Below are 21,958 nucleotides of genomic sequence, written 5' to 3'. Positions count from 1 at the left end.
CCCAAAAAAATGCTATAATAGAAAAGTTCCAATAGAACAAAGAGGTGATTAACTATGACATTTGATGGCATTGTTACCCGAGCAATTACACACGAGCTTCAAGAAGATTTAAAATCGGGAAGAATTATGAAGATTTATCAACCAACAAACACAGAATTAGTCTTTACTATTCGGTCACAAGGAAAGAATAAAACATTGCTATTATCCGCGCACCCAAGTTATTCGCGCTTTCATTTAACTGATGATTCGTATCAAAATCCAAGTGAACCTTCTATGTTTTGTATGCTCCTACGTAAACACTTAACAGGGAGTTTTATTACTAACATAGAACAATATGAAAACGAGCGTATTGTGACGTTTCATATTAAAGGAAAAAACGAAATTGGCGATGAAACAGAAAAAACGTTAGTAATCGAAGTTATGGGCAAACACAGTAATATTTTATTAATTGATCATGAAAAAGGCCATATTCTAGACAGCATTAAGCACGTACCACCTGCACAAAATCGACACCGGACAATTTTACCTGGTCAAGCTTATGTATTACCACCTGATCAAGATAAATTAAATCCAGTTACGACTGATACTGACACATTCCGTAAGAAAATGGATTTAAATGCAGGAAAACTAGATCAACAGATTGTGCAAACTTTTATGGGTGTATCACCTTTATTAGCCAAAGAGATTGTGTATCGCGCTCACTTAGGTACACTTGAAACCTATCAAAAAGCTTTTACAGACATACAAACAACTGTTCAAGCTCATGCGTATCAACCAACTATCTTTAAAGAAGATAAAGAATATTTCTATGTCTTGCCTTTATCACAATTAAAAAATGATCATGAAGTTTTTCCAAGTGTTAGTGTCATGCTTGATGCATTCTATTCGGGTAAGGCAGAACGCGATCTTGTTAAACAACAAGCAGGAGATTTATTACGTTTTCTGAAAAATGAACGCGAAAAAAATATACGTAAAATAAAAAAACAAGAGCAAACATTGAAAAAAGCTGAAAAAGCGCCAATGTACCAACGAAATGGTGAATTGCTTACGGCTAACATGCATGCGGTTAAACTTGGGGATAAAAATACAACAGTTATTGACTATTACGATCCAGACCAAAAGGAAATAACGATTGAATTAAACCCAAATAAGACACCTAGTGAAAATGCACAAAGTTATTTTAAAACGTATCAAAAATTAAAAAAATCAAAACAAATGGTTATTTTAGAAATTGAAAAAGCCAAGTTAGAAATTATTTATCTTGATGAATTAATTCAACAAATTGGCGAAGCGCGTGTACAAGACATTGAGGAAATAAGAGAAGAATTACGCGAACAAGGCTATTTAAAAACGAAAACAAAGCATCGGAAAAAACCGAAGAAGGCGAAAAAGCCTGAGCCTGAAGCATTTGTTGCAAGCAACGGAACAACCATTTTAGTCGGTAAAAACAACAAACAAAATGAGTATGTAACGATGCGTTTAGCAGCACGTAATGAAATTTGGTTACACACCAAAGACATACCAGGATCCCATGTCGTCATTCGTGACCCAGATCCAGATCAAGAAACATTAGTAGAAGCAGCACAGTTAGCTGCCCTATTTAGTAAAGCAAAAGCTTCTTCATCTGTGCCCGTTGACTACACACAAATTAAGCACGTCAAAAAGCCTAACGGCGCAAAACCAGGCTATGTGACATATGATAATCAAAAAACATTATTCGTCACACCAAATAGCGCACTAATCAAGCAATTAAAACCGAAAAAATAAGTATAACCTCTCCAATGTTTGATTTGGAGAGGTTATTTTAAATATCTAATTACGCTATAAGCCAGGATTCGATTGTTCTAGAAAATCTGATGGAACGTTTCATTATTTTAATAAGTCTTATACATATAGGAGGGATCAACTAACATGATTGATGAGAACGATGTGAAATTAGCACAAACTGGTGATAAAGATGCATTTTCCCGCCTAATTATAACGTATCAAAATGCATTGTATCGTGTCTCAAAAGGGATATTAAAGCATGATGTTGACTGTGCTGACGCGATTCAAGAAATTATTATTAATAGTTATTATTCCGTACATAAGTTAAAGAATCAACAAAATTTCAAAAATTGGTTAACACGAATATTAATTGATCAATGCTACGATCTATTAGAAAAACAGGATAAAGTTATCCCCACTAAATCGGTTGATCCCGAAATTCAATTAATCGCTCATGAGGATTCAGTAACGTATGATCAACTGGCTGAGGCAGTGAATAAATTAAACACCAATAAAAAGGTAATCATAACTCTATTTTATAATGAACAATTGGCGATTCTAGAAATTGCTGCTATTCTAAATATTACGGAAGACACTGTAAAATCAAGACTTAATTATGCACGGGATAACATTACAAGCTACTTAATAGAAGAAGGAGCAAAGAAAAAAGATCATGAAGAAATAGATAAAATGTTAGAACAACTAGCTGACAAAGAGTACGACGAACCTTCTGACATTATCAAAAAGGGGATAAAACAAACACTTGATGATTTGCCAAAGTCAAACAGAAAGCGTCGACTTTTTTTATCGCCCGCTGCTATTAAATTTTGGTCAGTAGGAATTGTCTGTATGATTTTCTTTCTCTTTCTATATTTTCAATTCAATGATTCACCTTTGACACCAAGCGATTCCAATAATACAGCTATTAATATTGATGATACATTCTTATATGAAGAAGTATCTGTTGAGGCAGATCAATTATCAGAAGTAATAGAAGAGAAATTAGACGATCAAATGCTCGAGGAAGATATAGATAACATCACCATATTGACGTCGATTAAACAAAGGGACCGTTGGATTGTTCTTGTTCAATTTGACATGTTGTTTCCAGGTAATTATGCATTAATTGAAGTGAAGCAAGAAAATAACACCTATTCAAAACGATTGTTAACACTTAGTCATGAAACTAACGCTGACTACTTTCACTGGTATGATGAAACTGAGGAAGTTGGCTTTGGTTCTGGTAGGTCTTTTTCAGAAAATGCAATTATAGAAACAAAGAATAGGAAGATAAGTAGTTATCTCCATGACGATTATTATATCTACGCGAGCAATGAGAAACCTGTTAAGGTTAGCTTATTTAATGAAAACGGTGAGGTCAACAGAACATTGGAAACGTTTAATTTTGATGAAATCTATCCTTTAATTGCTGAAGACGAGGATGAATATGCGCTTTTTGTCGTCGATAATCTAGAATCTTTTGAATACGACATACTGGAACAAGAGGGCATTGAAAATGTCACTTCGGCACAAACTACTGATTCTTTGGAAAGTGCGAATCAACAATATCAATTTCTGAATTTAGAAAAATCTCCTGCATATGTAGTCTTTGATGACAAAGAAATGATTTATAAGACATATAAAATAGATGAACTATTAGAGTTTTTAAAACAAGGGGAATAATTCGAATTGTTTATGACTAAATTTTTATAGACCTCGACGTAACGTTCTTATCGCTTTGAAAATACACTCTGTTTTTTGTGCTAATAGAAAGATACAAAGAAAAAGAGAAGTGAAATTTATGTTAAAACAACAAACGTCCCTACCATCCCAGAAAATACATGTTTTTATTTGAAAAAGTACATAATTCATTTTTATAAATACCAAATCTGTAATAAAAAATTTATAACTGTTTATATACAAACTCACGATATTTTACAAAGTCATGTTTTTTGTAAAACTCTTTCGCAATTTTATTATCTAACCAATAATCTAATTCAATCATGTCTATTCCTTCATCATTTGCCATGTTATAGATATAGTTCATCAAACTTGTTCCATACCTCTTTTTTCTTTGTGTTTGAACAATGCTGATTTGGTGCAGATAAACTGATTTGTAACTTTTCTTAAACGCATTCTCTGGGTAATTTCTAAACTCTATCCAAGCGTAACCAACCGCTTCTTTATTTTCTTCTAATAGCAGAAAAACAAAATCTTCATTAACCATTAGTTTTTTAAATAGATACTTGATTTCTTCATAGTTATATTCGTTAAAATACCTCGGATATAGAGAAAAGTGTAAATCATGAACTGGCTTGTTTAATTTTGCAACTAACGCATAATCTATTGTCTTGCTTATTTCCATTAATATCACCGCATTTAAACTTTTAATTATTATAACTCTTCTTTAACTGATTTGGTTTGAAATTAACAGTTTTAAAATAATAACGTTGCAATAGTTACATATAAAGCTTTTTTGTGACCTTTGTTCTTTTAAAAATGAAGATCAGTTTAATATTTATAATTTCATTCAAAAATACAGGATTATGAATTAGATAAATTGATTTGAGAATGAAACTTTTATAATAAATAACCGTATATTTATTATAAGAAAGGTGTGATTATTCTATGATTTTCCGTTCAAAAGTAGATTCCTTTTTCATACTATTTATTTCCATAGTGATTTTAATAATAGGTGTTGTAACGTCGTTATCTCCGTTAATTGATAAAGAAGCATCAATATCTATCATAATCATTATGTTCGCTATCTTTATTACTTCGGTAGGTTTGATATTATGGTCTATCTTTTTTATTCAGTACATTTTCTATGAGGATTATCTATTAGTGAAAGGCGGACCCTTTAGGAGTAAAATCCCTTATCAAGCGATAACAAAAATATCTCTAACGAAGAATATATTTACTGGTTATCGAATTTCATCATCAAAGAAGGCACTTGAATTATTTTACAGTTCAGCAATCCTTGGTAGTATAAAAATCTCACCAAAGAATAAATCCGAGTTTATCACCGAATTAAAAAAACGATGTCCCAATGCAGAGATTCAAGAATAAACCTTCATTCACACGAATTCCGTCAAAAAGCATTTTAAGATAACTCATCATTTTTTAGTACCTTCTGCTAATTTCTGTCCTTTTTTTGTTTAACATTTAAAAATAGTTGCTTTAATCAGCGAAGAAAGCAAATGGTTGAGACTCCTGTGGGAACAGCACAAACCGAAGATCCTCTCTAGAAGCGTCCTTTGCTTCTAGAGATAGCTGAGGTTGTGCCCACGGAAAGCGAGACCATTTGCTGTCGTAGCGGAATGAGAAAGTTTAGGTCGAAATTTATGGTTGTTTCATACTATGCGACAATCTTTTACAAACAGGCTTTTTTATAGACTGTCAATTAAAATATGTAATGTACTTCAGACTTAAAGCAATCACCATTTCACACTTGTTTTTTTGTGAGAAAATTGAGTTACCTATTCACACCAAAAAAATCATAGCGATGATTCCGCTATGATTTCATAGTAAATATTTATCCAAGTGCTAGTGTGTCTCGCCATTCTAGTAAACTTTCTTGTTCTTTTTTGGTAATTGCTTCCTTTTCTAGCAATTGTTCAATTAAGATATCAAATGTTGTTATGGTTGATAAGTCTATTTGTTTAGCAGCAAATTCAGTTTTTGCTTTTTCTAGACCATATGAGAAAATCGCCATCACACCTAATACTTCTATACCCTCTTCTTGAAGGGCTAACGCTGTATTAAGTGAAGAACCACCTGTTGAAATTAAATCTTCGATAACAATTACTTTCTGACCCGCCTCTATTTTTCCTTCGATTTGATTCCCTTTCCCATGCGCCTTAGCCTTTGCCCGGACATAAATCATCGGTAAACCTAGCTTTTCTGCTAGCCATGCTGCATGTGGAATACCTGCTGTTGCACAGCCAGCAATCACATCTGGTTGAACAGGCAATGCTTTAATCTTTTCTACAAAAGCATCCGCTATGTTATTTCGAATCTCTGGATAGGACATGGTTAAACGGTTGTCACAATAGATTGGCGATTTGATTCCAGATGTCCAAGTGAATGAACGATCTGGTTTAATTTGAATCGCTTCTATTTTATATAAATCTTTGGCAATTTGTTTAGCTAGAGACATGATTCCACTCCTTTAATGCTTGCTGATAGGTTTCTTTCGGGTTCTCTGCTGCAGTAATACTCCGACCAATAACAAGTGCGTCTACCCCATGTTCTTTTGCAAAACGAGGTGTTGCAATTCTTTTTTGATCGTCATGTGCCGAATTTATTAATCTAATCCCTGGTGTTACTGCTAAAAAGTCGTCTCCGCAGGCAAGTTTGATTGCTCGCGTCTCATGAGCAGAACAAACAACACCATCCGCTCCATTATTTTTACCTAATAGGGCTAGATTTGTCACAATCGTTTCGATCGGCTGCTGTATCGCTAATTCTTGTTCTACTGTCTCTTGGTCCATTGAGGTTAACATCGTTACAACTAATAATTTTGGTATTTGGATTTGGTTACTTCCGTCAATCAATCCTTGTTTAGCAGCTGCAACCATCGCACTCCCTCCTAGTCCGTGAACATTGACCACATCGACTCCTAGGTTTGCTAGATTGCGCATTGCTTTATAAATCGTCGTTGGAATATCATGCAATTTAAGATCTAAAAAAATCGGATGATTTCTTTTTTTAAGATAAGCAATCACAGCTGGACCTTCTCGATAAAATAATTCCATTCCAACTTTTACTGGAACACCATCTAGTTCATTAACTTGTAAGAATTGAGTCGTTTCTTCCCATGTTGGAAAATCAAGGGCGAGATATATTGGTTGTTGCATGTTCATGCCCCTTTCCAATTGCATCTTGTACAGATGAAAAACCGTATTTTTCTAGTACAGCTGGCAATCCTTCTATTATTTCTGGACAAATGAACGGGTTTTGAAAATTAGCCGTTCCGATCGCGACAGCACTCGCTCCCGCTAGTAAAAACTCCAACACATCTTCTGCTGATGTGATACCACCCATACCAATAATCGGAATCGAAACATGTTGTTTTACTTGGTAAATCATTCGAATCGCTACAGGCTTGATAGCAGGTCCTGATAAACCGCCAACTTTATTCGCAAGTATTGGTTTACGTGCGTTTAAATCAATTTGCATGCCCGTTAATGTGTTAATCATCGATAAACCATCAGCACCTGCTGCTTCCACTGCTCTCGCTATTTCTACGATATCCGTTACATTCGGCGATAATTTTACGTAAACTGGAACCTTACTTTTGGCTTTAACACGTCTGGTTACTTCACTTGCTAATACTGGGTCAGTTCCAAACTGGACTCCACCCTCTTTCACATTAGGACAAGAGATATTTAATTCTAACGCAGCAATATCAGGCGAATTTGAAATAGCCTCTGCAACTGCTTCATATTCTTCAATCGTACTACCTGCAACATTAGCAATAACAGGCGTAGTATAATTTCGAAAGAACGGCAGTTGCTCTGAAATGATTTTCTCTACCCCAGGATTTTGAAGTCCAATTGCATTTAACATACCAGAAGCTGTTTCCGCTACGCGCGGTGTAGCATTACCAAATCGTGCTTCACCAGTTGCCGCTTTAATAATTACTGCACCAAGTTGACTTAAATCATAAAAGTTACTATATTCCCGACCGAAACCAAAACAACCAGATGCTGGCATGATTGGATTTTTCAAAGATAAACCAGGAAGTTCAACCGCAAGATTACTCATAGTGCCACCTCACTCGCTTCAAATACAGGACCATCGCTACAAATCTTTTTGTAATCAGTAGTTGAACCTGGCACTGGGATCACACAAGCAAAACAAGTACCAACTCCACAACCCATTCGTTCTTCCAAAGAAATATATCCCTTACTGTCCGCTAATTTAGCAGAAACAGCACGAAGCATTAGTGTTGGTCCACAAGAGAAAAAGTAATCAAATTCTGGAGATTCTGTATCAATCACATCTGTTACGAAACCTTTATGTCCATAACTACCATCATTTGTGACAATATGACAATTTCCAAGTGCTTTAAATTCTTCTTCATAAAAAACGTGCTCTTTCGCTTGGAAGCCTAGAATAGCAGTTACTTCTGTACCCTTCTCTACTAATTGTTTTGCTAGGTAATATAAAGGAGGAACACCTATTCCCCCGCCAATAAGTAATGCTTTTGGTACATCAAGTTTATCAATCGGATAGCCGGTTCCACATGGAAGAAGCACATCTAATTCTTCTCCCACCTTAGCTCGTGCTAATATTTCTGTACCAGAACCAACTATTTTAAATACGATTGTCATGATTTGATTCGCTTTATCGAGATCCGCAATTGAAATAGGTCTTCTTAATTGATGTGCATGATCACTGCCAATTCGAACATGAATAAACTGTCCTGGTTCTACTTCTTCCAATGAAATCGGCGTCTTTACTTTCATTTCAATTGTGTCCATTGCAATTTCGTTTATTTGTTCGATCTTAACAATAGACTTCGTGATCACCTGATGACCTCCTTATTCGCAACGACAGCTTGTGCGGTAAATGTCGTTGAATCAATCACATTTAAAATTGCTAGTGCAGTATCAAGACTTGTTAAACAAGCAATACCATGTTCTACAGCTTCACGACGAATTCTAAATCCATCTGATCTAGGACGTTTTCCAGAAGTGAGGGTATTTATAACAAATTGCGCTTCTCCGTTCTCAATAATAGAAAGCACATTTCTACCTTCTGCACCTATTTTCCCAACTTTTGTTACAGGTATGCCTTGCGTCTGAATGAATTCTGCTGTACCTTCTGTTGCGTATAATTGAAATCCTAGTTGATGAAATCTTTCAGCAATTTCAACAATTTCTTGTTTATCTTTGTCTGCTACAGTTAACAGTACTGCACCTTCCATGGGGATAGAAAGTCCAGAAGCGAGTAAACCTTTATACAAAGCTTTTTCTAGCGTTTTGTCACGACCAATTGCTTCGCCTGTTGATTTCATTTCAGGTCCAAGTATCGTATCCACACTCCGTAATTTCTCAAAAGAAAAGACAGGAACTTTAACGGAAACATGATTTGGCTCAGGTAGTAAACCGCTTGTATAACCCATTTCTTTTAGTGACTGGCCAACAATACATTTTGTTGCAAGGTTTGCCATCGTTACGCCAGTAATTTTACTTAAAAATGGAATTGTACGACTAGCACGTGGATTTACTTCAATGACATATACGTGATCTTTATGAACAACGAATTGAATATTAACTAAGCCGATAACTTGTAATTTAGTTGCGATTTTAATTGTCGTATCAATTAATTGTTGTTTTATTTCTGGTTTGATACGTTGCGTTGGATAAACTGCTATCGAATCACCAGAATGGACTCCAGCGCGTTCGATGTGTTCCATAATACCAGGAATAATGGTCGTCTCCCCATCACATATCGCATCTACTTCTACTTCTATGCCAGTCATATATTTGTCGATTAATACAGGATGTTTATGTTTGATATGGGTCGTTTTTCGTAAGTAATGCGCTAATTCATTCTCGTTATAAACAATCTCCATTTGGCTTCCACCAATTACATAAGATGGTCGCACTAAGACAGGATAACCAATTTCATTCGCTGTCTCTATCGCTTGATCTAAATGACGCACACTTTTCCCTTTAGGCTGTGGAACGTCAATGTTGGTTAACAATTGTTCGAATTTATCGCGATCCTCTGCTAGATCAATCGCTTCAAGTGATGTGCCCATAATTTTTACTCCACGTCTCTCTAAACCAGACGCTAAGTTTATTGCTGTTTGTCCACCAAATTGAACAATGACACCTAGTGGATTCTCTAATTCAACCACATGCATAACATCTTCTAATGTCAAAGGTTCAAAATATAATTTATCCGAGACACTGAAATCAGTAGATACTGTTTCCGGATTATTATTCATAATAATCGCTTCATATCCTGCTTCTTTTAAAGCTAAAACAGAATGTACTGTTGCATAATCAAATTCGATTCCCTGGCCGATCCGAATTGGTCCTGATCCTAATACAAGTACTTTTTGATTCGAACTTGCAACTGACTCTTGCTCTTCTTCATATGTGCTATAAAAATATGGTGTAGCTGATTCAAATTCAGCTGCACACGTATCTACCATTTTATAAACAGGCTTGATATAATGCTTTTGTCGAAGATGATAAATCGTATCCACATCAACATCCCATAGACGAGCAATTTGTGTGTCAGAGAATCCAGTCTGTTTTGCTTCTAGTAAACATTCTATTGAGTCTACTTCATCTTTTAACCTATTTTCAATTTTAATAAGTCGATTTATTTTATTTAGAAAGAAACGATCTATTTTTGTTAGCTCAAAGATTTCATCAATTGTCATGTTTCTACGCAATGCTTCAGCTAAGACAAATATTCTCTCATCATCTGCTTTTACAAGTCTTTCTTCTAATTCAGTTTTTTCAAGTTTTTCAAGTTGTGGAATCCAAAACTCTTCTTCACTAATATCTAATGATCGAATCCCTTTTAAGAACGATTCTTCAAACGTTCTGCCTATTGCCATTATTTCACCAGTAGCTTTCATCTGGGTACCAAGCGTACGATTTCCTGTCGTGAATTTATCAAAAGGAAAACGTGGGAATTTTGTAACTACATAATCAAGTGCAGGTTCAAATGCTGCATAAGTCGTCTGTGTAATCGGATTTTTTATTTCATCCAAAGTTAAACCAACTGCAATTTTAGCTGCAATTTTAGCAATCGGATAGCCAGTAGCTTTTGATGCTAATGCTGACGAACGACTAACCCTAGGATTTACCTCGATGATAAAATAATCGAAACTGTCTGGGTCTAATGCAAGTTGGACGTTACAGCCACCTTCGATTTTAAGTGCACGAATAATTTTTAACGATGCATTACGTAATAATTGATATTCACGGTCACTTAATGTTTGCGACGGTGCTACAACAATTGAGTCACCTGTATGGATCCCAACTGGATCAATATTCTCCATGTTACAAACAACAATAGCTTGATCCTTTTTATCACGCATTACTTCATATTCGACTTCTTTAAGTCCTGCAATATTCCGTTCTATTAAACACTGTGTTACTGGAGATAAAGCTAGTCCGCTTCTGGTAATCTCCCGTAATTGTGTTTCGTTATAACACATTCCCCCACCAGTACCACCTAGTGTGTACGCTGGACGGACTATTAATGGATAATCAATTTTATTGGCAAAATCAACTGCTTGCTCTACTGTTGTAACAATTTCACTTTCAGGTACAGGCTCGTTAAGCTGATACATCAGTGATCTAAATTTCTCGCGATCCTCTGCTAATTGGATTGCTTCTAACGATGTACCCAACATTTCAATATCATATGTCTCAAGAATGCCTGTTTTTTCAATTGCAACAGCTAAATTCAAACCTGTTTGACCACCCAATGTAGGTAAAATTGCATCTGGTTTTTCTTTACGAATGATTTTCGTTAAAAATTCAACCGTTAAAGGCTCCATGTAAACTGTGTCAGCTACCGTATGATCTGTCATAATTGTAGCGGGATTTGAGTTTGCTAGAATAACGCTATATCCTTCTTCTTTTAACGATTGACAGGCTTGCGTACCTGAGTAATCAAACTCTGCGGCTTGTCCGATGATAATTGGCCCTGAACCAATAACTAGTATTTTATTTAAATCTGTACGCTTTGGCATGCGAGAGCCTCCTTGACTGTATTCTGGTGTGTGTTTATTTCAGTTAAAAAAGCATCAAATAAATGACTCGTATCTTCTGGACCTGGTGAACTTTCTGGATGGTATTGGACAGAAAAGGCCGGAAACGTTTGATGACGAATGCCTTCAACAGAACCATCATTTAGTGCAATTTGCGTTAAGGCTAATTCAGTTTCTACCAATGAATCTGCTGTTACAGCATAGCCGTGATTTTGTGATGTAATATAAGTTCTATCTTCTTCTAGATCTTTTACTGGATGATTTGAGCCTCGATGACCAAACGTCATTTTCTCTGTATCGGCGCCACACGCTAAGGCTAACAATTGATGCCCTAAACATATTCCAAATATAGGAACCTTATTAATAATGGAAGCTATCATTTCAATTGCTTCTGGTACATCTTTGGGATCTCCTGGTCCGTTTGTAAGCATAATTCCATCCGGCTTTAAACGGAGAATTTCTTCCGCAGAATAATGGTACGGTACAACTGTAATATGACATCTTCTCTTCGTTAATTCACGTAAAATTCCGTGCTTCATTCCAAAGTCAACTAAAACTATTCGGTACCCTCTGCCCGGTACCACATAAGGCTTAACTGTTGAAACACGCTCAACTTGATCGCGCATGAATGTCGCATTCGTTAATGCTGCTAATTCATCTTTCTCGCTGACCTCCATTGATGCTTCCGTCAAAATGGCTTTCATCGTTCCATGTTTGCGAATGATTTTTGTTAATTTTCTTGTATCTATTCCTGAAATAGCAGGAATGTCTTTCGCTTTTAAATAGCTATCTAATGATTCTTCACTTCTAAAGTTAGATGGCATCTCACACATTTCTTTGACAACTAATCCATGGATAGACGGATTTATCGTCTCAAAATCATCTCGATTGACGCCATAATTACCGATTAACGGGTAGGTCATCGTTACGATTTGTCCACAGTAAGAAGGATCTGACAATATTTCTTGATAACCAGTCATTCCTGTATTAAAGACAACTTCCCCAACACTTTTATTTAAACTACCAAATGCTTTTCCAGTAAATATCGTTCCATCTTCAAGTACAAGTTTACGGTTTAACATATGATGCCTCCTCATAGACGATCTTCCCGTTTACCATTGTTAGAATTGGATTAGCTGTTACTTCCCAATTTTGGAATGGCGTGTTTTTCCCTTTTGAATAAAACTTCTCTTTATCTATTAGCCATTTTTGATCCAGGTTAATTAGTGTTAAATCAGCAGCACGTCCAACTTTTAACTCACCAGATGTTAAATCAAATACGTTTGCCGGCTTAATGGTTAACCAATCAATCAATTGCTTTAAAGTCACTTTCTCTGTTTGTACGAACTGGCTATATAAAAGCGCAAAAGCTGTTTCTAAACCGACAATACCAAATGGTGATTTATTGATATCTGTTTGTTTTTCTGCTTCGGTGTGTGGCGCATGATCTGTTGCAATAAAATCAATCGTACCGTCTAATAATCCTTCAAATAATGCCTGTTGATCATCTTTCGCTCTTAATGGTGGATTCATCTTGAAATTCGTATCCAGATCTTTAATATCTGTTTCATTTAATATCAAATGATGTGGTGTTACTTCTGAAGTGACATTAATTCCTGCCCGTTTTGCATCACGAATTACTCGAACGGACTCTTTTGTACTTACATGGCAGACATGATAATGACAACCAGTCGCTTCTGCTAATAATACGTCTCGAGCAATTTGTACCGATTCACAAACTGCGGGAATACCATTGACTTTTAACCTTTTACTTACTTCACCATCATGGACAACACCTTGATGAATTAAGGAATTATCTTCACAATGTGCCACAATCGGCATGTTAAGACTTGCTGCAATTTGCATTGCTTGTAACATCTGATCTGCTGTCTGCACACCAACACCATCATCTGTAAAAGCAAAAGCACCAGCTTCTTTTAAACGAGCCATATCTGTTAACTTCTCACCTTGTAAACTTTGTGTTATCGCGGCGTATGGCAAGACGCGAACAGATGCTGTATCTGTTATCTTTTGATTCAATTGTTGTAAAATCTCAGGATTATCTACAACAGGTCTCGTATTTGGCATCGTGCAAACAGTCGTAAATCCACCTCTTGCAGCGGCCTTCGTACCTGTTTCAACTGTTTCTTTTGCGCCACCTCCAGGTTCTCGTAAATGAACATGGATATCAATAAAGCCTGGTGTAATAAGATTTCCTTGACCATCGATCAGCTTATCTGTTGGCAGTCTTTCAATATAATCAGCTATCTCTTCAATCATTCCATCTTTGACTTTTACTTCACACGATTCAAATTCATTAGTTGGTAACAGTTGCTTGACGTTCGTTATAATCAGTTGCATGTGTAATTCCCCCTGTTTGAAGTAAATGATGGATTACTGCCATTCGTACCGTTACACCATTTTTCATCTGTTTAAAAATCCGTGATCTTTTTGCTTCTACTAGCGTGTCATCTATTTCTACACCTCGATTGACTGGAGCTGGATGCATAATAATCGCATGAGCTAGCATTTTTTGTTCCCGTTCTATTGTTAAGCCATATTTTTCAAGATAAGACTTTTCTTGTGGATAGTCTTTTTCTTGATGTCTTTCCGTTTGGACGCGAAGCAGCATAACAACATCAGCTATTTTAACTGCATCATCAATATTGATATACGGAAAAGGTAACGTATCATCTTGCCATTCATTCTTAGCCGAAAGATAAACATTAGCCCCTAACGTTTGTAAAGCTAAGGCATTTGATCGAGCAACGCGACTATGTTTGATATCGCCAACAATCGCTACATTTAGTCCCTTGAATCTACCGAACTCTTGAAACATGGTATATAAATCTAGTAAAGATTGTGTTGGATGTTCACCGGCTCCGTCACCAGCATTTATAACCGGAATTGACAGCTGACTCGCTAATTGTTGCACTGCATCATCTTCCGGATGTCTTACTACAAGAAGTGAAGCACCAATTGATTCAAACGTTTTTGCAGTATCGTAAATTGTTTCTCCTTTTTTCACACTTGAAGTTTCAGCATGAAAATCAAGTGCTTCAATGCCTAGTCTTTTTTGTGCTACAATAAAGCTCATTTTCGTTCTCGTACTAGGTTCGAAAAATAAATTCCCAACAAAGAATTGCTCAGAAAATGGTGCTATCCCATTCTCCTCTATATCGCTAGCTAATTTCATTAACCGCATCAATTCATGCTCGGATAAACCCTTCATCGAAACAAAATGTTTCATTACTTACTCCTCCTTTTAGTCTGAAGGACTGTTTACTTAGACAGTCCTTATCATTCTATTTTGCGTTCTCTTCTTCTATTTGTTCTTCTGTTTTGAACATATTACCATTACCAAATCCAGACTCTTTTCCTGGTAATACTAAGTTAAGAACAACTCCCGTAATAGCCGCTAATGCCATGCCTTGAATCTCAATACTTTGTCCCAAAACAGTGAATCGTACTAATGCTCCCCCAATTCCAATTACTAAAATGACTGATGCTACGATTAAGTTTCGGTTATTTCCTAAATCAACTTGATTATCAACTAACATTCGTAAACCACTTGCTGCAATAATACCGAACAATAGAATCGAAACACCGCCCATTACAGCAGTTGGTATCGAGCTTATTAGATCTGAGACGATACCGACAAAACCGAATGTAACTGCTAGAACTGCTGCACCACCGATAACGAAGACACTAAACACACGCGTAATGGCTAAGACACCAATATTTTCACCATACGTTGTGTTTGGTGGTCCGCCTAAAACAGAAGCGATTAATGTTGCAACACCATCGCCTAGAATCGAACGATGTAAACCAGGCTCTTTAATGAAATTACGTCCGACAACTTTCGACAAAACCATTTGGTCACCAATATGTTCTGCAATCGTAACGACTGATACAGGCACCATGATCCAAAATATACTCCAGCTAAATACGTCTATCGGGTTGTAATCTTTAAATGGAATAACAAACTCCGGTAGAACGAAAACTGCTGTTAAGAATGCTCCGATAGAATCAGCACCAACAATAGCTGACCATGAGGCACTTAATGCAGATGTATCAACAATCCCTTGTGTTAAGGCAAAACCGTAACCAGATACGATACCAATCAGTATCGGTATAAGTCCAAAAAACCCTTTGAAAAATAATGAGCCAATAATTGTTATTGCTAATGTTACAACTGCAACAAGAAAGTGTTTTTCACTATAACTGCCATCAACATTCATTGCCATATCTACTGCTGTAGGTGCTAAACCTAAACCAATTACGATAATAACTGGACCTACGACAATTGGCGGTAATATTTTCATTAACCAGTCTAATCCAAAAGCACCAATCAAAAGTGCGAGTATACCGTAAACTAAACCTGCAAAGAAACTACCAACCATGGCACCTGGAACACCACTTTCACTTATCGCAGCCCCAATTGGAGCGATAAAAGCGAAACTGGAACCTAGATAGGCTGGAATTTTACCTCTTGTTATTAGTAAGTAGGCAAGTGTACCTGATCCACTTGATATAAGTGCAACCGCTGGTGGTAAGCCGGTTAAAAAAGGTACTAAAATTGTGGAACCAAACATTGCGAATAAGTGCTGTAAACTTAACATAAACCATTTTGATTTCTGTGGTACATCTCTTACATCCATTACCATTTCCGAATTTGCCATTTGCTGACTTCCCCCTCTAATCTATCTTTCTCCATAAAAAAAACCTCTTTGCAAAGTCGCAAAGAGGTAGACGTGCGTACACGTATCCCTTAACAACCTTGCAAGTCTCTCAGGACTTACTTAAAGGTTTCCATTATTCACTTTCGTATATACTAACCATTTCTTCTTGATCTGTTTCATCTAACGCAACGACAATCACTTCTTCTTGTGATGTTGGAATGTTTTTACCGATATAATCAGCTCTGATTGGCAATTCTCGGTGACCACGATCAATTAAAACTGCTAATTGAATCTGAGATGGTCGACCTTGATCCATTATCGCATCCATTGCCGCACGTACCGTTCTACCTGTATACAATACATCATCAACCACTATTAGCTTTTTATTTGTTATTTGTGTTTGAAAGTCAGCATCATGAATTATCGGTTCTTGATTAGCAGAAACATGACTTAAATCATCGCGATAGAGTGTAATGTCAATTTCACCAAGCGGTATCTCTATCCCCTCAATTTCAGCAATCTTTGCTCGCAATCGATCAGCTAGTGGACCACCTCTTGTTTTAACCCCGACAAGCATCAAATTTTCGACACCTTTGTTTCTTTCCAGAATTTCATGGGCAATTCTAGTAAGTGCGCGATTTATTGCTGGCTGATCTAAAACAACTGCTTTTTGTTTCATTGCACTCACCCCCAACTTTATTGATAAATGACCGAAAAAAATCCATTTTCTCCGCGTGGAAGAAAATGGATTTAGACAGACTTACACATCTATTTGCCGATTCCTTTTCAGCCTCACGGGACTGTGCTTAAAGGTCATTTTAATACTCTCTATTATTCCAAAAAAAGACGTCAATGTCAACGCATTTCTTTGATTTTTTTCAAACCTTCTTGAAAATCTTTTGGCGCTTTTGCTTCAAAGTGCATCCATTCTTTGGTTCGCGGATGTTCGAAACCTAATTCTTTTGCATGAAGCGCTTGTCCACCCATTGCAATAATTTTTCGCGGACCATATTTAGGGTCACCTACTAAAGGAAAACCAATGTATTTCATATGAACACGAATTTGATGTGTTCTACCTGTTTCTAATACACATTTTACATGTGTGAATTTATCACCAATACGCTCTATCACTTCAAAATGCGTAATCGCTGCTTTCCCACCTGATACGACAGCAATTTTTTGTCTATCTTTTGGATCACGTCCTAATGGTGCATCTATTGTACCGTATTCGTGAGGAACTGCTCCATGTACAATCGCTTCATAAGATCGTTTGACTGTTTTTGCTTCTAACTGCTCAGCTAATGCGCGATGGGCTTGATCATTCTTAGCAACCATCAATAGTCCACTTGTATCACGATCAATTCGGTGTACGATACCCGGACGAATGACATCGTTAATCCCTGATAAATCATCACAGTGATGTAATAATGCGTTAACTAGTGTACCGCTTCTATGACCTGCCGATGGATGTACAACCATCCCTCTTGGCTTATTAACAATGATTAAGTCTTTATCCTCATAAATAATATCTAGTGGGATATCCTCAGAAATAAGATCGATCGTTTCTGGCTCTGGTGCTTGCCACGCTATCGTATCTCCTTCTTCACACTTATAGTTACTCTTTACGGTCGATTCATTTACTAAAACATGACCTTCTTTAATCCATGTTTGAATTTGTGAACGTGATGCTTCTTCAATAACTTCGGTAAGTACTTTATCAATCCGAACCTCATTTTGTTCTGAGGATACGATAAATTCATTATCTGTCATGCCTTTTTTCTCCTTTGTTTTCTTTCATCGAGTATGGTCGCTATTAAGACCAGAATAACGCCGATAACTAAAGCGGAATCTGCTATATTAAAAATCGGATAATTGTAGCTACCTATATAGATATTAAAGAAATCTACAACCTCTTTACGTACAAGCCGATCAATAAAATTACCAACAGCTCCTCCTAAAATTAAGCCTAACGCTAGACCTGTTAATAAACTATCCTTAGCAAACTTTTGTATGTAATAACAAATAAAAACAATAACAACTGCAGTTACAATATAAAAGAATGTCATTTTACCAGCTAATATACCCCACGCAGCTCCTGTATTTCGGTGTGATGTGATATAAAAGAAATTTTCAATAACTGTTATACTTTCCCGAAGCTCCATATTCGTTATAACCCACAACTTTGTTAATTGATCAATAATAACAATGACAAATGCGAGCACATAATAACGCATTTATTCTCTCCCCCGTTCAAACTCTCTTCTTCGTTCTCTAGCATTTTACCATAAATTACGACAAAAGCGAAAAACTTATTCTACTATTTAAGTAGTGATATACATCCGCCTTAAGTCGGTGGTAAATTGATCATAAATACATTATGCTAAGATAGCTATTATTTTAATACGACATATAAAGCTTTTCAAGCATCAAAGGAGAGAAAGAGATGGGTCAATTCCGAAATTATCACCGCAATATTAAAATTCGTATTGGACAAATATTTTTATCAGATATGGTGGCCGGCGCTATATTTCCATTTATCGCGATTTATTTTGCAACATACTTTGGTTCAGCTATTACTGGCCTTTTACTGCTTATCAATGTGGTCATTGGTCTTATTGTTGGATTATACGGTGGCTATTATGCCGACATCATGGGCAGAAAAAAATTAATGGTGATAGCTGGTCTCATTCGAATGGTTGCTTTTATCGTAATGGCTGTTGCGAATTCACCGTTACTAACTTCACCCGGATTGACTTTCGTGATGGCAGTACTTATAACCGCTTCATTTGGTTTAGACGGACCTGCAGCTGATGCAATGATCATTGATATTACGAAGCCATCAGAAAGAAAAGGTGTTTATGCACTTATTTACTGGAGTTTCAATCTTGCATTCGCAGTCGGCGGTATTATCGGAGCCTTAACATTTAATCATTATCTATTCGAATTATTAGTCATTATGGTTATCACGAGTATAGCAGCTAATATTTTAGTTATCTTTTTCATTACAGAAACAATGGAGAAGAAGGCTAAACCAATTGAAACCAATGTGTTAAAAAGTATGTTCACCAGTTATAAGGATGTCGCGGGTGATAAATTATTTTTACTATTTGTTTTTGCAGGGCTACTCTTGCAATCTATGGAAAATCAAATGGAAAACTATATAGCAATTCGTTTAAATAATGAGATGCCACTTCAAACCATTTTAGGCTTTCCGTTTTCAGGTGTAGAGATGGTCGGTTTTCTAAAATCCGAAAATACGATACTCGTTGTTTTCTTAACTGTATTTGTCACAAGATGGGTAGCAAAACAAAAAGAAGGCCCTATTTTCCTTTGGTCAATTGGAATATTCACATTAGGCTATGTGGGTATCAGTTACTTCAACAATATTTGGCTATTATTTGCATTTATGGTCCTTGCAACAATTGGAGAGTTAATGCGCGTTCCGATTCAATCTGATTTCTTAGCTAGCATTCCTACAGATGATAAAAGGAGTTCTTACATGGCTGTCTACGGATTAGTCTTTAATGGCTCAATGATGATTAGTTCATTTTTTGTTACCTTAGGCGGGATATTCTCTAGTGAAATCATGTCTACACTTATTCTTTTTTGTGGATTTATAAGTTTTATAGTAATGAAACATATTATGGGCGACTTAAAAAACAGACGCGATGCACAGTTGAACGAGGATTAGATATGTATGTTTTACTTTTCGAAAACCACTACGATTTTAGGAAGCCACTGAAAGTCTTATCCCTACTCAGTGAACGTAAATTCCGTTATAAAAAGACGACTTTAATTTCAATTTTTGAAATTAAAGTCGTCTTTTTTTAGGGAAATTCCTTTCTTTCCTTGCTAAACCTTTCCAATAGGTCAATACCCCCCCCGCCTGCAAACTTACATTCCTGTTTCTTTATTAGATTTTCATCATCTTTCATGGAGTAGTTTATTTTAACTACTAATTTCATTTTCTCTATATTGGTGAATTCAATATTTTCTATTTCAGAAGAAGATTCATCACCCTATTACTAGAAATTCACACATTTTGGTTTAAAGTAGTTAAACACCACGTGCAAGAACAACAAAATTCTATATAGTACTAGTAGCCTTAGAGAGAAGGAGGTGAATTCCAATGACTAATAACGAAAAACTAGATTTGAGTCTTTTAAGTCCTGAAGCTTTGTCTAAAGCTTTGTCTGTACTTTTGCAAGCACAGAAACTGGAGCAGGATACTGAACAAGAGGTAGAAGTAGAAAATGAACAAGATGCTGAACAAGATGCTGAGTTAAAAGGGAAATTTGAGGTTTATAACGGAAACTCGTATGTTAAAAATAGTGGAAACAGTAAATCTTATAAGCAAGTAGACAATATAAACATTATTCTCATCATTATTCTCTTCCTTTTTGGAGGGGGCGTGGCAAATTCTTAAAATGAAATCTAGAAAAAGGGTGCTTATATAGGCATCCTTTTTCTTATGTTAGCCCGCGCAAATTTCATATTACTGCATAATTCTAATTATATGAGATAGTGTGCCCTAACTGTAACATTCGATCTTGCTTATTATCTAAGACACATAAGACTGCCGGTCGAAAGCTCATACGGAAAGTTGCAGGTATAACAGATGAATCAATCGGATGATATAAATATTTTAACAGGTTTTTAATAAAAACTGACAAATACAAATTAAAAACAGGAGGAATATTGATGGAATATGAAACAGAATTAAGAGCGTTAGTTAAAGAAGAACTAGAGGATTACATGCAAAATCAATTTAGAGACCTCGCGAAAAACGTCACAACAGATTTAACGAATGAAAATGGGAATTCTAGTATTAAGCAAAGTGGAAATGGATTTGTATATGTTGATAATACAGGAATTGCCTACGCATTATCATTATTTTTCTATCATTTTATGTCTGAAGAAGGGAAACAAAATATTCATATAGATCAAATTTTAGCAAAACTAGATGATCATATAGGTGATAATCGTAAAATGTTTGAAGCTACTATTCAATCACTTAGAGACAACGAAGAATAATCTGTAAACTCTGTTTCCAAACATCTAATCCTAATGAATAGGGGGGGAATTATGATACAACTTATGCAACTTCTTCAAAACCAAAAGCAGCCAGTTATCGCTCAATTCTATTTTAAAAATGGAGCATCGATCAGCATGCAAAACGTAAAAGTATTTTCAAATCACATTTTAGTAGGAAGCGATCAGTTTCACGGAAAAACTTTTATTTCAATTAAAAATATTAAAGGTTATTGCTTTTTACCAAAGCCTATTAAACAAATTGAGAAGAACATAAAAAGTGATACAGAACAAGCCTCTAATATGCAACAAACAAATGAAACTTCTAAATGGTTTAGTAAAAAAGCTTATTCCCAAACTAATAATGATTACTTTAACGCTAGAGAAGCAAAAAACGAACAATTAGTAGCTACAGTAGAAAAACAGCCTATTACTAGAAGTACATTAAACTTAGATTCTAATCAGGTAAGTTTAAATTCAGATCCTTCTAAAGCAGACAATACTCCCCTACTAAATCTATTGGAATCAAAGACTAGATCTAATAACATTACCATACAAAAAACATTGTCTGAATCACAGCAATCTATCGCTAAAAAAGCAGATAAATTAGCAGCAACTAACACAAGATTGTCCAGTACGAACGGCAATTCTATAATTAAAGACAGTGGTATATTTACAAATGTAGATAAATGTTGAAAGACTACTGTACTTTATCCATTTCCTCAAG

Annotated in this window: 20 protein-coding genes; 7 read left to right on the top strand and 13 right to left on the bottom strand. The window is 35.9% G+C overall.

Annotation, left to right across the window (positions count from 1 at the left end; all coding sequences use genetic code 11):
* The first annotated feature begins 54 nt into the window (after positions 1-54).
* Together D2K60_RS14225 and D2K60_RS14220 are read left to right on the top strand one after the other, a co-directional pair.
* Positions 55-1,767, top strand: coding sequence for an Rqc2 family fibronectin-binding protein (locus tag D2K60_RS14225; RefSeq protein ID WP_117169763.1), 1,713 nt, complete (start codon positions 55-57; stop codon positions 1,765-1,767).
* 144 nt (positions 1,768-1,911) lie between these two features.
* Positions 1,912-3,450 (top strand): RNA polymerase sigma factor, encoded by a 1,539-nt coding sequence (locus D2K60_RS14220; protein ID WP_117169764.1) that lies wholly within the window; start codon positions 1,912-1,914, stop codon positions 3,448-3,450.
* Positions 3,451-3,670: 220 nt separating this feature from the next.
* Here the strand turns inward: D2K60_RS14220 and D2K60_RS14215 are convergent, their stop codons facing one another.
* Entirely contained in the window at positions 3,671-4,132 is a 462-nt protein-coding gene (locus D2K60_RS14215) for a GNAT family N-acetyltransferase (RefSeq protein WP_117169765.1), read from the bottom strand.
* A gap of 263 nt (positions 4,133-4,395) precedes the next feature.
* Between D2K60_RS14215 and D2K60_RS14210 the strand changes: the two genes are divergently transcribed.
* Positions 4,396-4,836, top strand: a complete 441-nt coding sequence (locus D2K60_RS14210; protein WP_117169766.1) for a PH domain-containing protein — start codon at positions 4,396-4,398, stop codon at positions 4,834-4,836.
* Between the two features lie 466 nt (positions 4,837-5,302).
* Here the strand turns inward: D2K60_RS14210 and pyrE are convergent, their stop codons facing one another.
* The 12 genes from pyrE to lspA all read right to left on the bottom strand — a co-directional run bounded on the left by pyrE (position 5,303) and on the right by lspA (position 18,434).
* Positions 5,303-5,926: an orotate phosphoribosyltransferase gene (pyrE, locus tag D2K60_RS14205; protein ID WP_117169767.1), complete on the bottom strand. Its 624-nt coding sequence runs from the start codon at positions 5,924-5,926 to the stop codon at positions 5,303-5,305.
* Positions 5,913-6,626: an orotidine-5'-phosphate decarboxylase gene (gene pyrF / locus D2K60_RS14200; RefSeq protein ID WP_117169768.1), complete on the bottom strand. Its 714-nt coding sequence runs from the start codon at positions 6,624-6,626 to the stop codon at positions 5,913-5,915. The genes pyrE and pyrF overlap by 14 nt, the downstream gene beginning before the upstream one ends.
* Positions 6,598-7,536, bottom strand: a complete 939-nt coding sequence (locus tag D2K60_RS14195; protein ID WP_117169769.1) for a dihydroorotate dehydrogenase — start codon at positions 7,534-7,536, stop codon at positions 6,598-6,600. Before D2K60_RS14195 ends, pyrF begins: the two co-directional genes overlap by 29 nt.
* Positions 7,533-8,303 carry a dihydroorotate dehydrogenase electron transfer subunit gene (locus D2K60_RS14190; protein ID WP_117169770.1) on the bottom strand — a complete coding sequence of 257 codons (771 nt, stop codon included), beginning with the start codon at positions 8,301-8,303 and terminating at the stop codon, positions 7,533-7,535. The genes D2K60_RS14195 and D2K60_RS14190 overlap by 4 nt, the downstream gene beginning before the upstream one ends.
* Positions 8,300-11,500, bottom strand: a complete 3,201-nt coding sequence (carB, locus tag D2K60_RS14185) for a carbamoyl-phosphate synthase large subunit (RefSeq protein WP_117169771.1) — start codon at positions 11,498-11,500, stop codon at positions 8,300-8,302. The genes D2K60_RS14190 and carB overlap by 4 nt, the downstream gene beginning before the upstream one ends.
* The gene (locus D2K60_RS14180) at positions 11,479-12,600 is read right to left on the bottom strand and encodes a carbamoyl phosphate synthase small subunit (protein ID WP_117169772.1); all 1,122 of its coding nucleotides are present in this window, start codon (positions 12,598-12,600) and stop codon (positions 11,479-11,481) included. The genes carB and D2K60_RS14180 overlap by 22 nt, the downstream gene beginning before the upstream one ends.
* Positions 12,587-13,879, bottom strand: coding sequence for a dihydroorotase (locus tag D2K60_RS14175; RefSeq protein WP_117169773.1), 1,293 nt, complete (start codon positions 13,877-13,879; stop codon positions 12,587-12,589). The genes D2K60_RS14180 and D2K60_RS14175 overlap by 14 nt, the downstream gene beginning before the upstream one ends.
* Positions 13,836-14,768 carry an aspartate carbamoyltransferase catalytic subunit gene (locus D2K60_RS14170; protein ID WP_117169774.1) on the bottom strand — a complete coding sequence of 311 codons (933 nt, stop codon included), beginning with the start codon at positions 14,766-14,768 and terminating at the stop codon, positions 13,836-13,838. Before D2K60_RS14170 ends, D2K60_RS14175 begins: the two co-directional genes overlap by 44 nt.
* Before the next feature lie 55 nt (positions 14,769-14,823).
* Positions 14,824-16,200, bottom strand: coding sequence for a solute carrier family 23 protein (locus tag D2K60_RS14165; protein WP_117169775.1), 1,377 nt, complete (start codon positions 16,198-16,200; stop codon positions 14,824-14,826).
* 133 nt (positions 16,201-16,333) lie between these two features.
* Positions 16,334-16,879 carry a bifunctional pyr operon transcriptional regulator/uracil phosphoribosyltransferase PyrR gene (gene pyrR, locus D2K60_RS14160; protein WP_117169776.1) on the bottom strand — a complete coding sequence of 182 codons (546 nt, stop codon included), beginning with the start codon at positions 16,877-16,879 and terminating at the stop codon, positions 16,334-16,336.
* A 176-nt stretch (positions 16,880-17,055) separates the two neighbouring features.
* Positions 17,056-17,970: an RluA family pseudouridine synthase gene (locus D2K60_RS14155; RefSeq protein ID WP_117169777.1), complete on the bottom strand. Its 915-nt coding sequence runs from the start codon at positions 17,968-17,970 to the stop codon at positions 17,056-17,058.
* Positions 17,967-18,434, bottom strand: a complete 468-nt coding sequence (gene lspA / locus D2K60_RS14150) for a signal peptidase II (RefSeq protein ID WP_117169778.1) — start codon at positions 18,432-18,434, stop codon at positions 17,967-17,969. The genes D2K60_RS14155 and lspA overlap by 4 nt, the downstream gene beginning before the upstream one ends.
* Before the next feature lie 209 nt (positions 18,435-18,643).
* On the opposite strand from lspA, the gene D2K60_RS14145 reads away from it, so the two are divergent.
* From D2K60_RS14145 to D2K60_RS14130, 4 genes are all read left to right on the top strand, one after another.
* Complete coding sequence (locus D2K60_RS14145) at positions 18,644-19,891, top strand: MDR family MFS transporter (RefSeq protein WP_117169779.1); 1,248 nt, start codon at positions 18,644-18,646, stop codon at positions 19,889-19,891.
* 438 nt (positions 19,892-20,329) lie between these two features.
* Entirely contained in the window at positions 20,330-20,626 is a 297-nt protein-coding gene (locus tag D2K60_RS14140; protein WP_117169780.1) for a hypothetical protein, read from the top strand.
* Between the two features lie 275 nt (positions 20,627-20,901).
* Entirely contained in the window at positions 20,902-21,234 is a 333-nt protein-coding gene (locus D2K60_RS14135; RefSeq protein WP_117169781.1) for a hypothetical protein, read from the top strand.
* Positions 21,235-21,285: 51 nt separating this feature from the next.
* Complete coding sequence (locus D2K60_RS14130; RefSeq protein ID WP_117169782.1) at positions 21,286-21,927, top strand: hypothetical protein; 642 nt, start codon at positions 21,286-21,288, stop codon at positions 21,925-21,927.
* Positions 21,928-21,958 lie beyond the last annotated feature (31 nt).

Source organism: Paraliobacillus sediminis, from assembly GCF_003426055.1.
The sequence above is the reverse complement of the archived record's forward strand: the minus strand, read 5'-3'. Positions and strand labels throughout refer to the sequence as shown.

What these genes read in the sequence shown, in the direction of transcription:
- lspA (WP_117169778.1), bottom strand. Translation starts at nt 18,434, where the DNA reads ATGCGTTATTATGTGCTCGCATTTGTCATTGTTATTATTGATCAATTA.
- D2K60_RS14140 (WP_117169780.1), top strand. Translation starts at nt 20,330, where the DNA reads ATGACTAATAACGAAAAACTAGATTTGAGTCTTTTAAGTCCTGAAGCT.
- D2K60_RS14155 (WP_117169777.1), bottom strand. Translation starts at nt 17,970, where the DNA reads ATGACAGATAATGAATTTATCGTATCCTCAGAACAAAATGAGGTTCGG.
- D2K60_RS14215 (WP_117169765.1), bottom strand. Translation starts at nt 4,132, where the DNA reads ATGGAAATAAGCAAGACAATAGATTATGCGTTAGTTGCAAAATTAAAC.
- D2K60_RS14170 (WP_117169774.1), bottom strand. Translation starts at nt 14,768, where the DNA reads ATGAAACATTTTGTTTCGATGAAGGGTTTATCCGAGCATGAATTGATG.
- D2K60_RS14130 (WP_117169782.1), top strand. Translation starts at nt 21,286, where the DNA reads ATGATACAACTTATGCAACTTCTTCAAAACCAAAAGCAGCCAGTTATC.
- D2K60_RS14165 (WP_117169775.1), bottom strand. Translation starts at nt 16,200, where the DNA reads ATGGCAAATTCGGAAATGGTAATGGATGTAAGAGATGTACCACAGAAA.
- carB (WP_117169771.1), bottom strand. Translation starts at nt 11,500, where the DNA reads ATGCCAAAGCGTACAGATTTAAATAAAATACTAGTTATTGGTTCAGGG.
- D2K60_RS14195 (WP_117169769.1), bottom strand. Translation starts at nt 7,536, where the DNA reads ATGAGTAATCTTGCGGTTGAACTTCCTGGTTTATCTTTGAAAAATCCA.
- pyrR (WP_117169776.1), bottom strand. Translation starts at nt 16,879, where the DNA reads ATGAAACAAAAAGCAGTTGTTTTAGATCAGCCAGCAATAAATCGCGCA.
- D2K60_RS14225 (WP_117169763.1), top strand. Translation starts at nt 55, where the DNA reads ATGACATTTGATGGCATTGTTACCCGAGCAATTACACACGAGCTTCAA.
- D2K60_RS14210 (WP_117169766.1), top strand. Translation starts at nt 4,396, where the DNA reads ATGATTTTCCGTTCAAAAGTAGATTCCTTTTTCATACTATTTATTTCC.
- D2K60_RS14175 (WP_117169773.1), bottom strand. Translation starts at nt 13,879, where the DNA reads ATGCAACTGATTATAACGAACGTCAAGCAACTGTTACCAACTAATGAA.
- D2K60_RS14145 (WP_117169779.1), top strand. Translation starts at nt 18,644, where the DNA reads ATGGGTCAATTCCGAAATTATCACCGCAATATTAAAATTCGTATTGGA.
- pyrE (WP_117169767.1), bottom strand. Translation starts at nt 5,926, where the DNA reads ATGTCTCTAGCTAAACAAATTGCCAAAGATTTATATAAAATAGAAGCG.
- D2K60_RS14220 (WP_117169764.1), top strand. Translation starts at nt 1,912, where the DNA reads ATGATTGATGAGAACGATGTGAAATTAGCACAAACTGGTGATAAAGAT.
- D2K60_RS14135 (WP_117169781.1), top strand. Translation starts at nt 20,902, where the DNA reads ATGGAATATGAAACAGAATTAAGAGCGTTAGTTAAAGAAGAACTAGAG.
- D2K60_RS14180 (WP_117169772.1), bottom strand. Translation starts at nt 12,600, where the DNA reads ATGTTAAACCGTAAACTTGTACTTGAAGATGGAACGATATTTACTGGA.
- pyrF (WP_117169768.1), bottom strand. Translation starts at nt 6,626, where the DNA reads ATGCAACAACCAATATATCTCGCCCTTGATTTTCCAACATGGGAAGAA.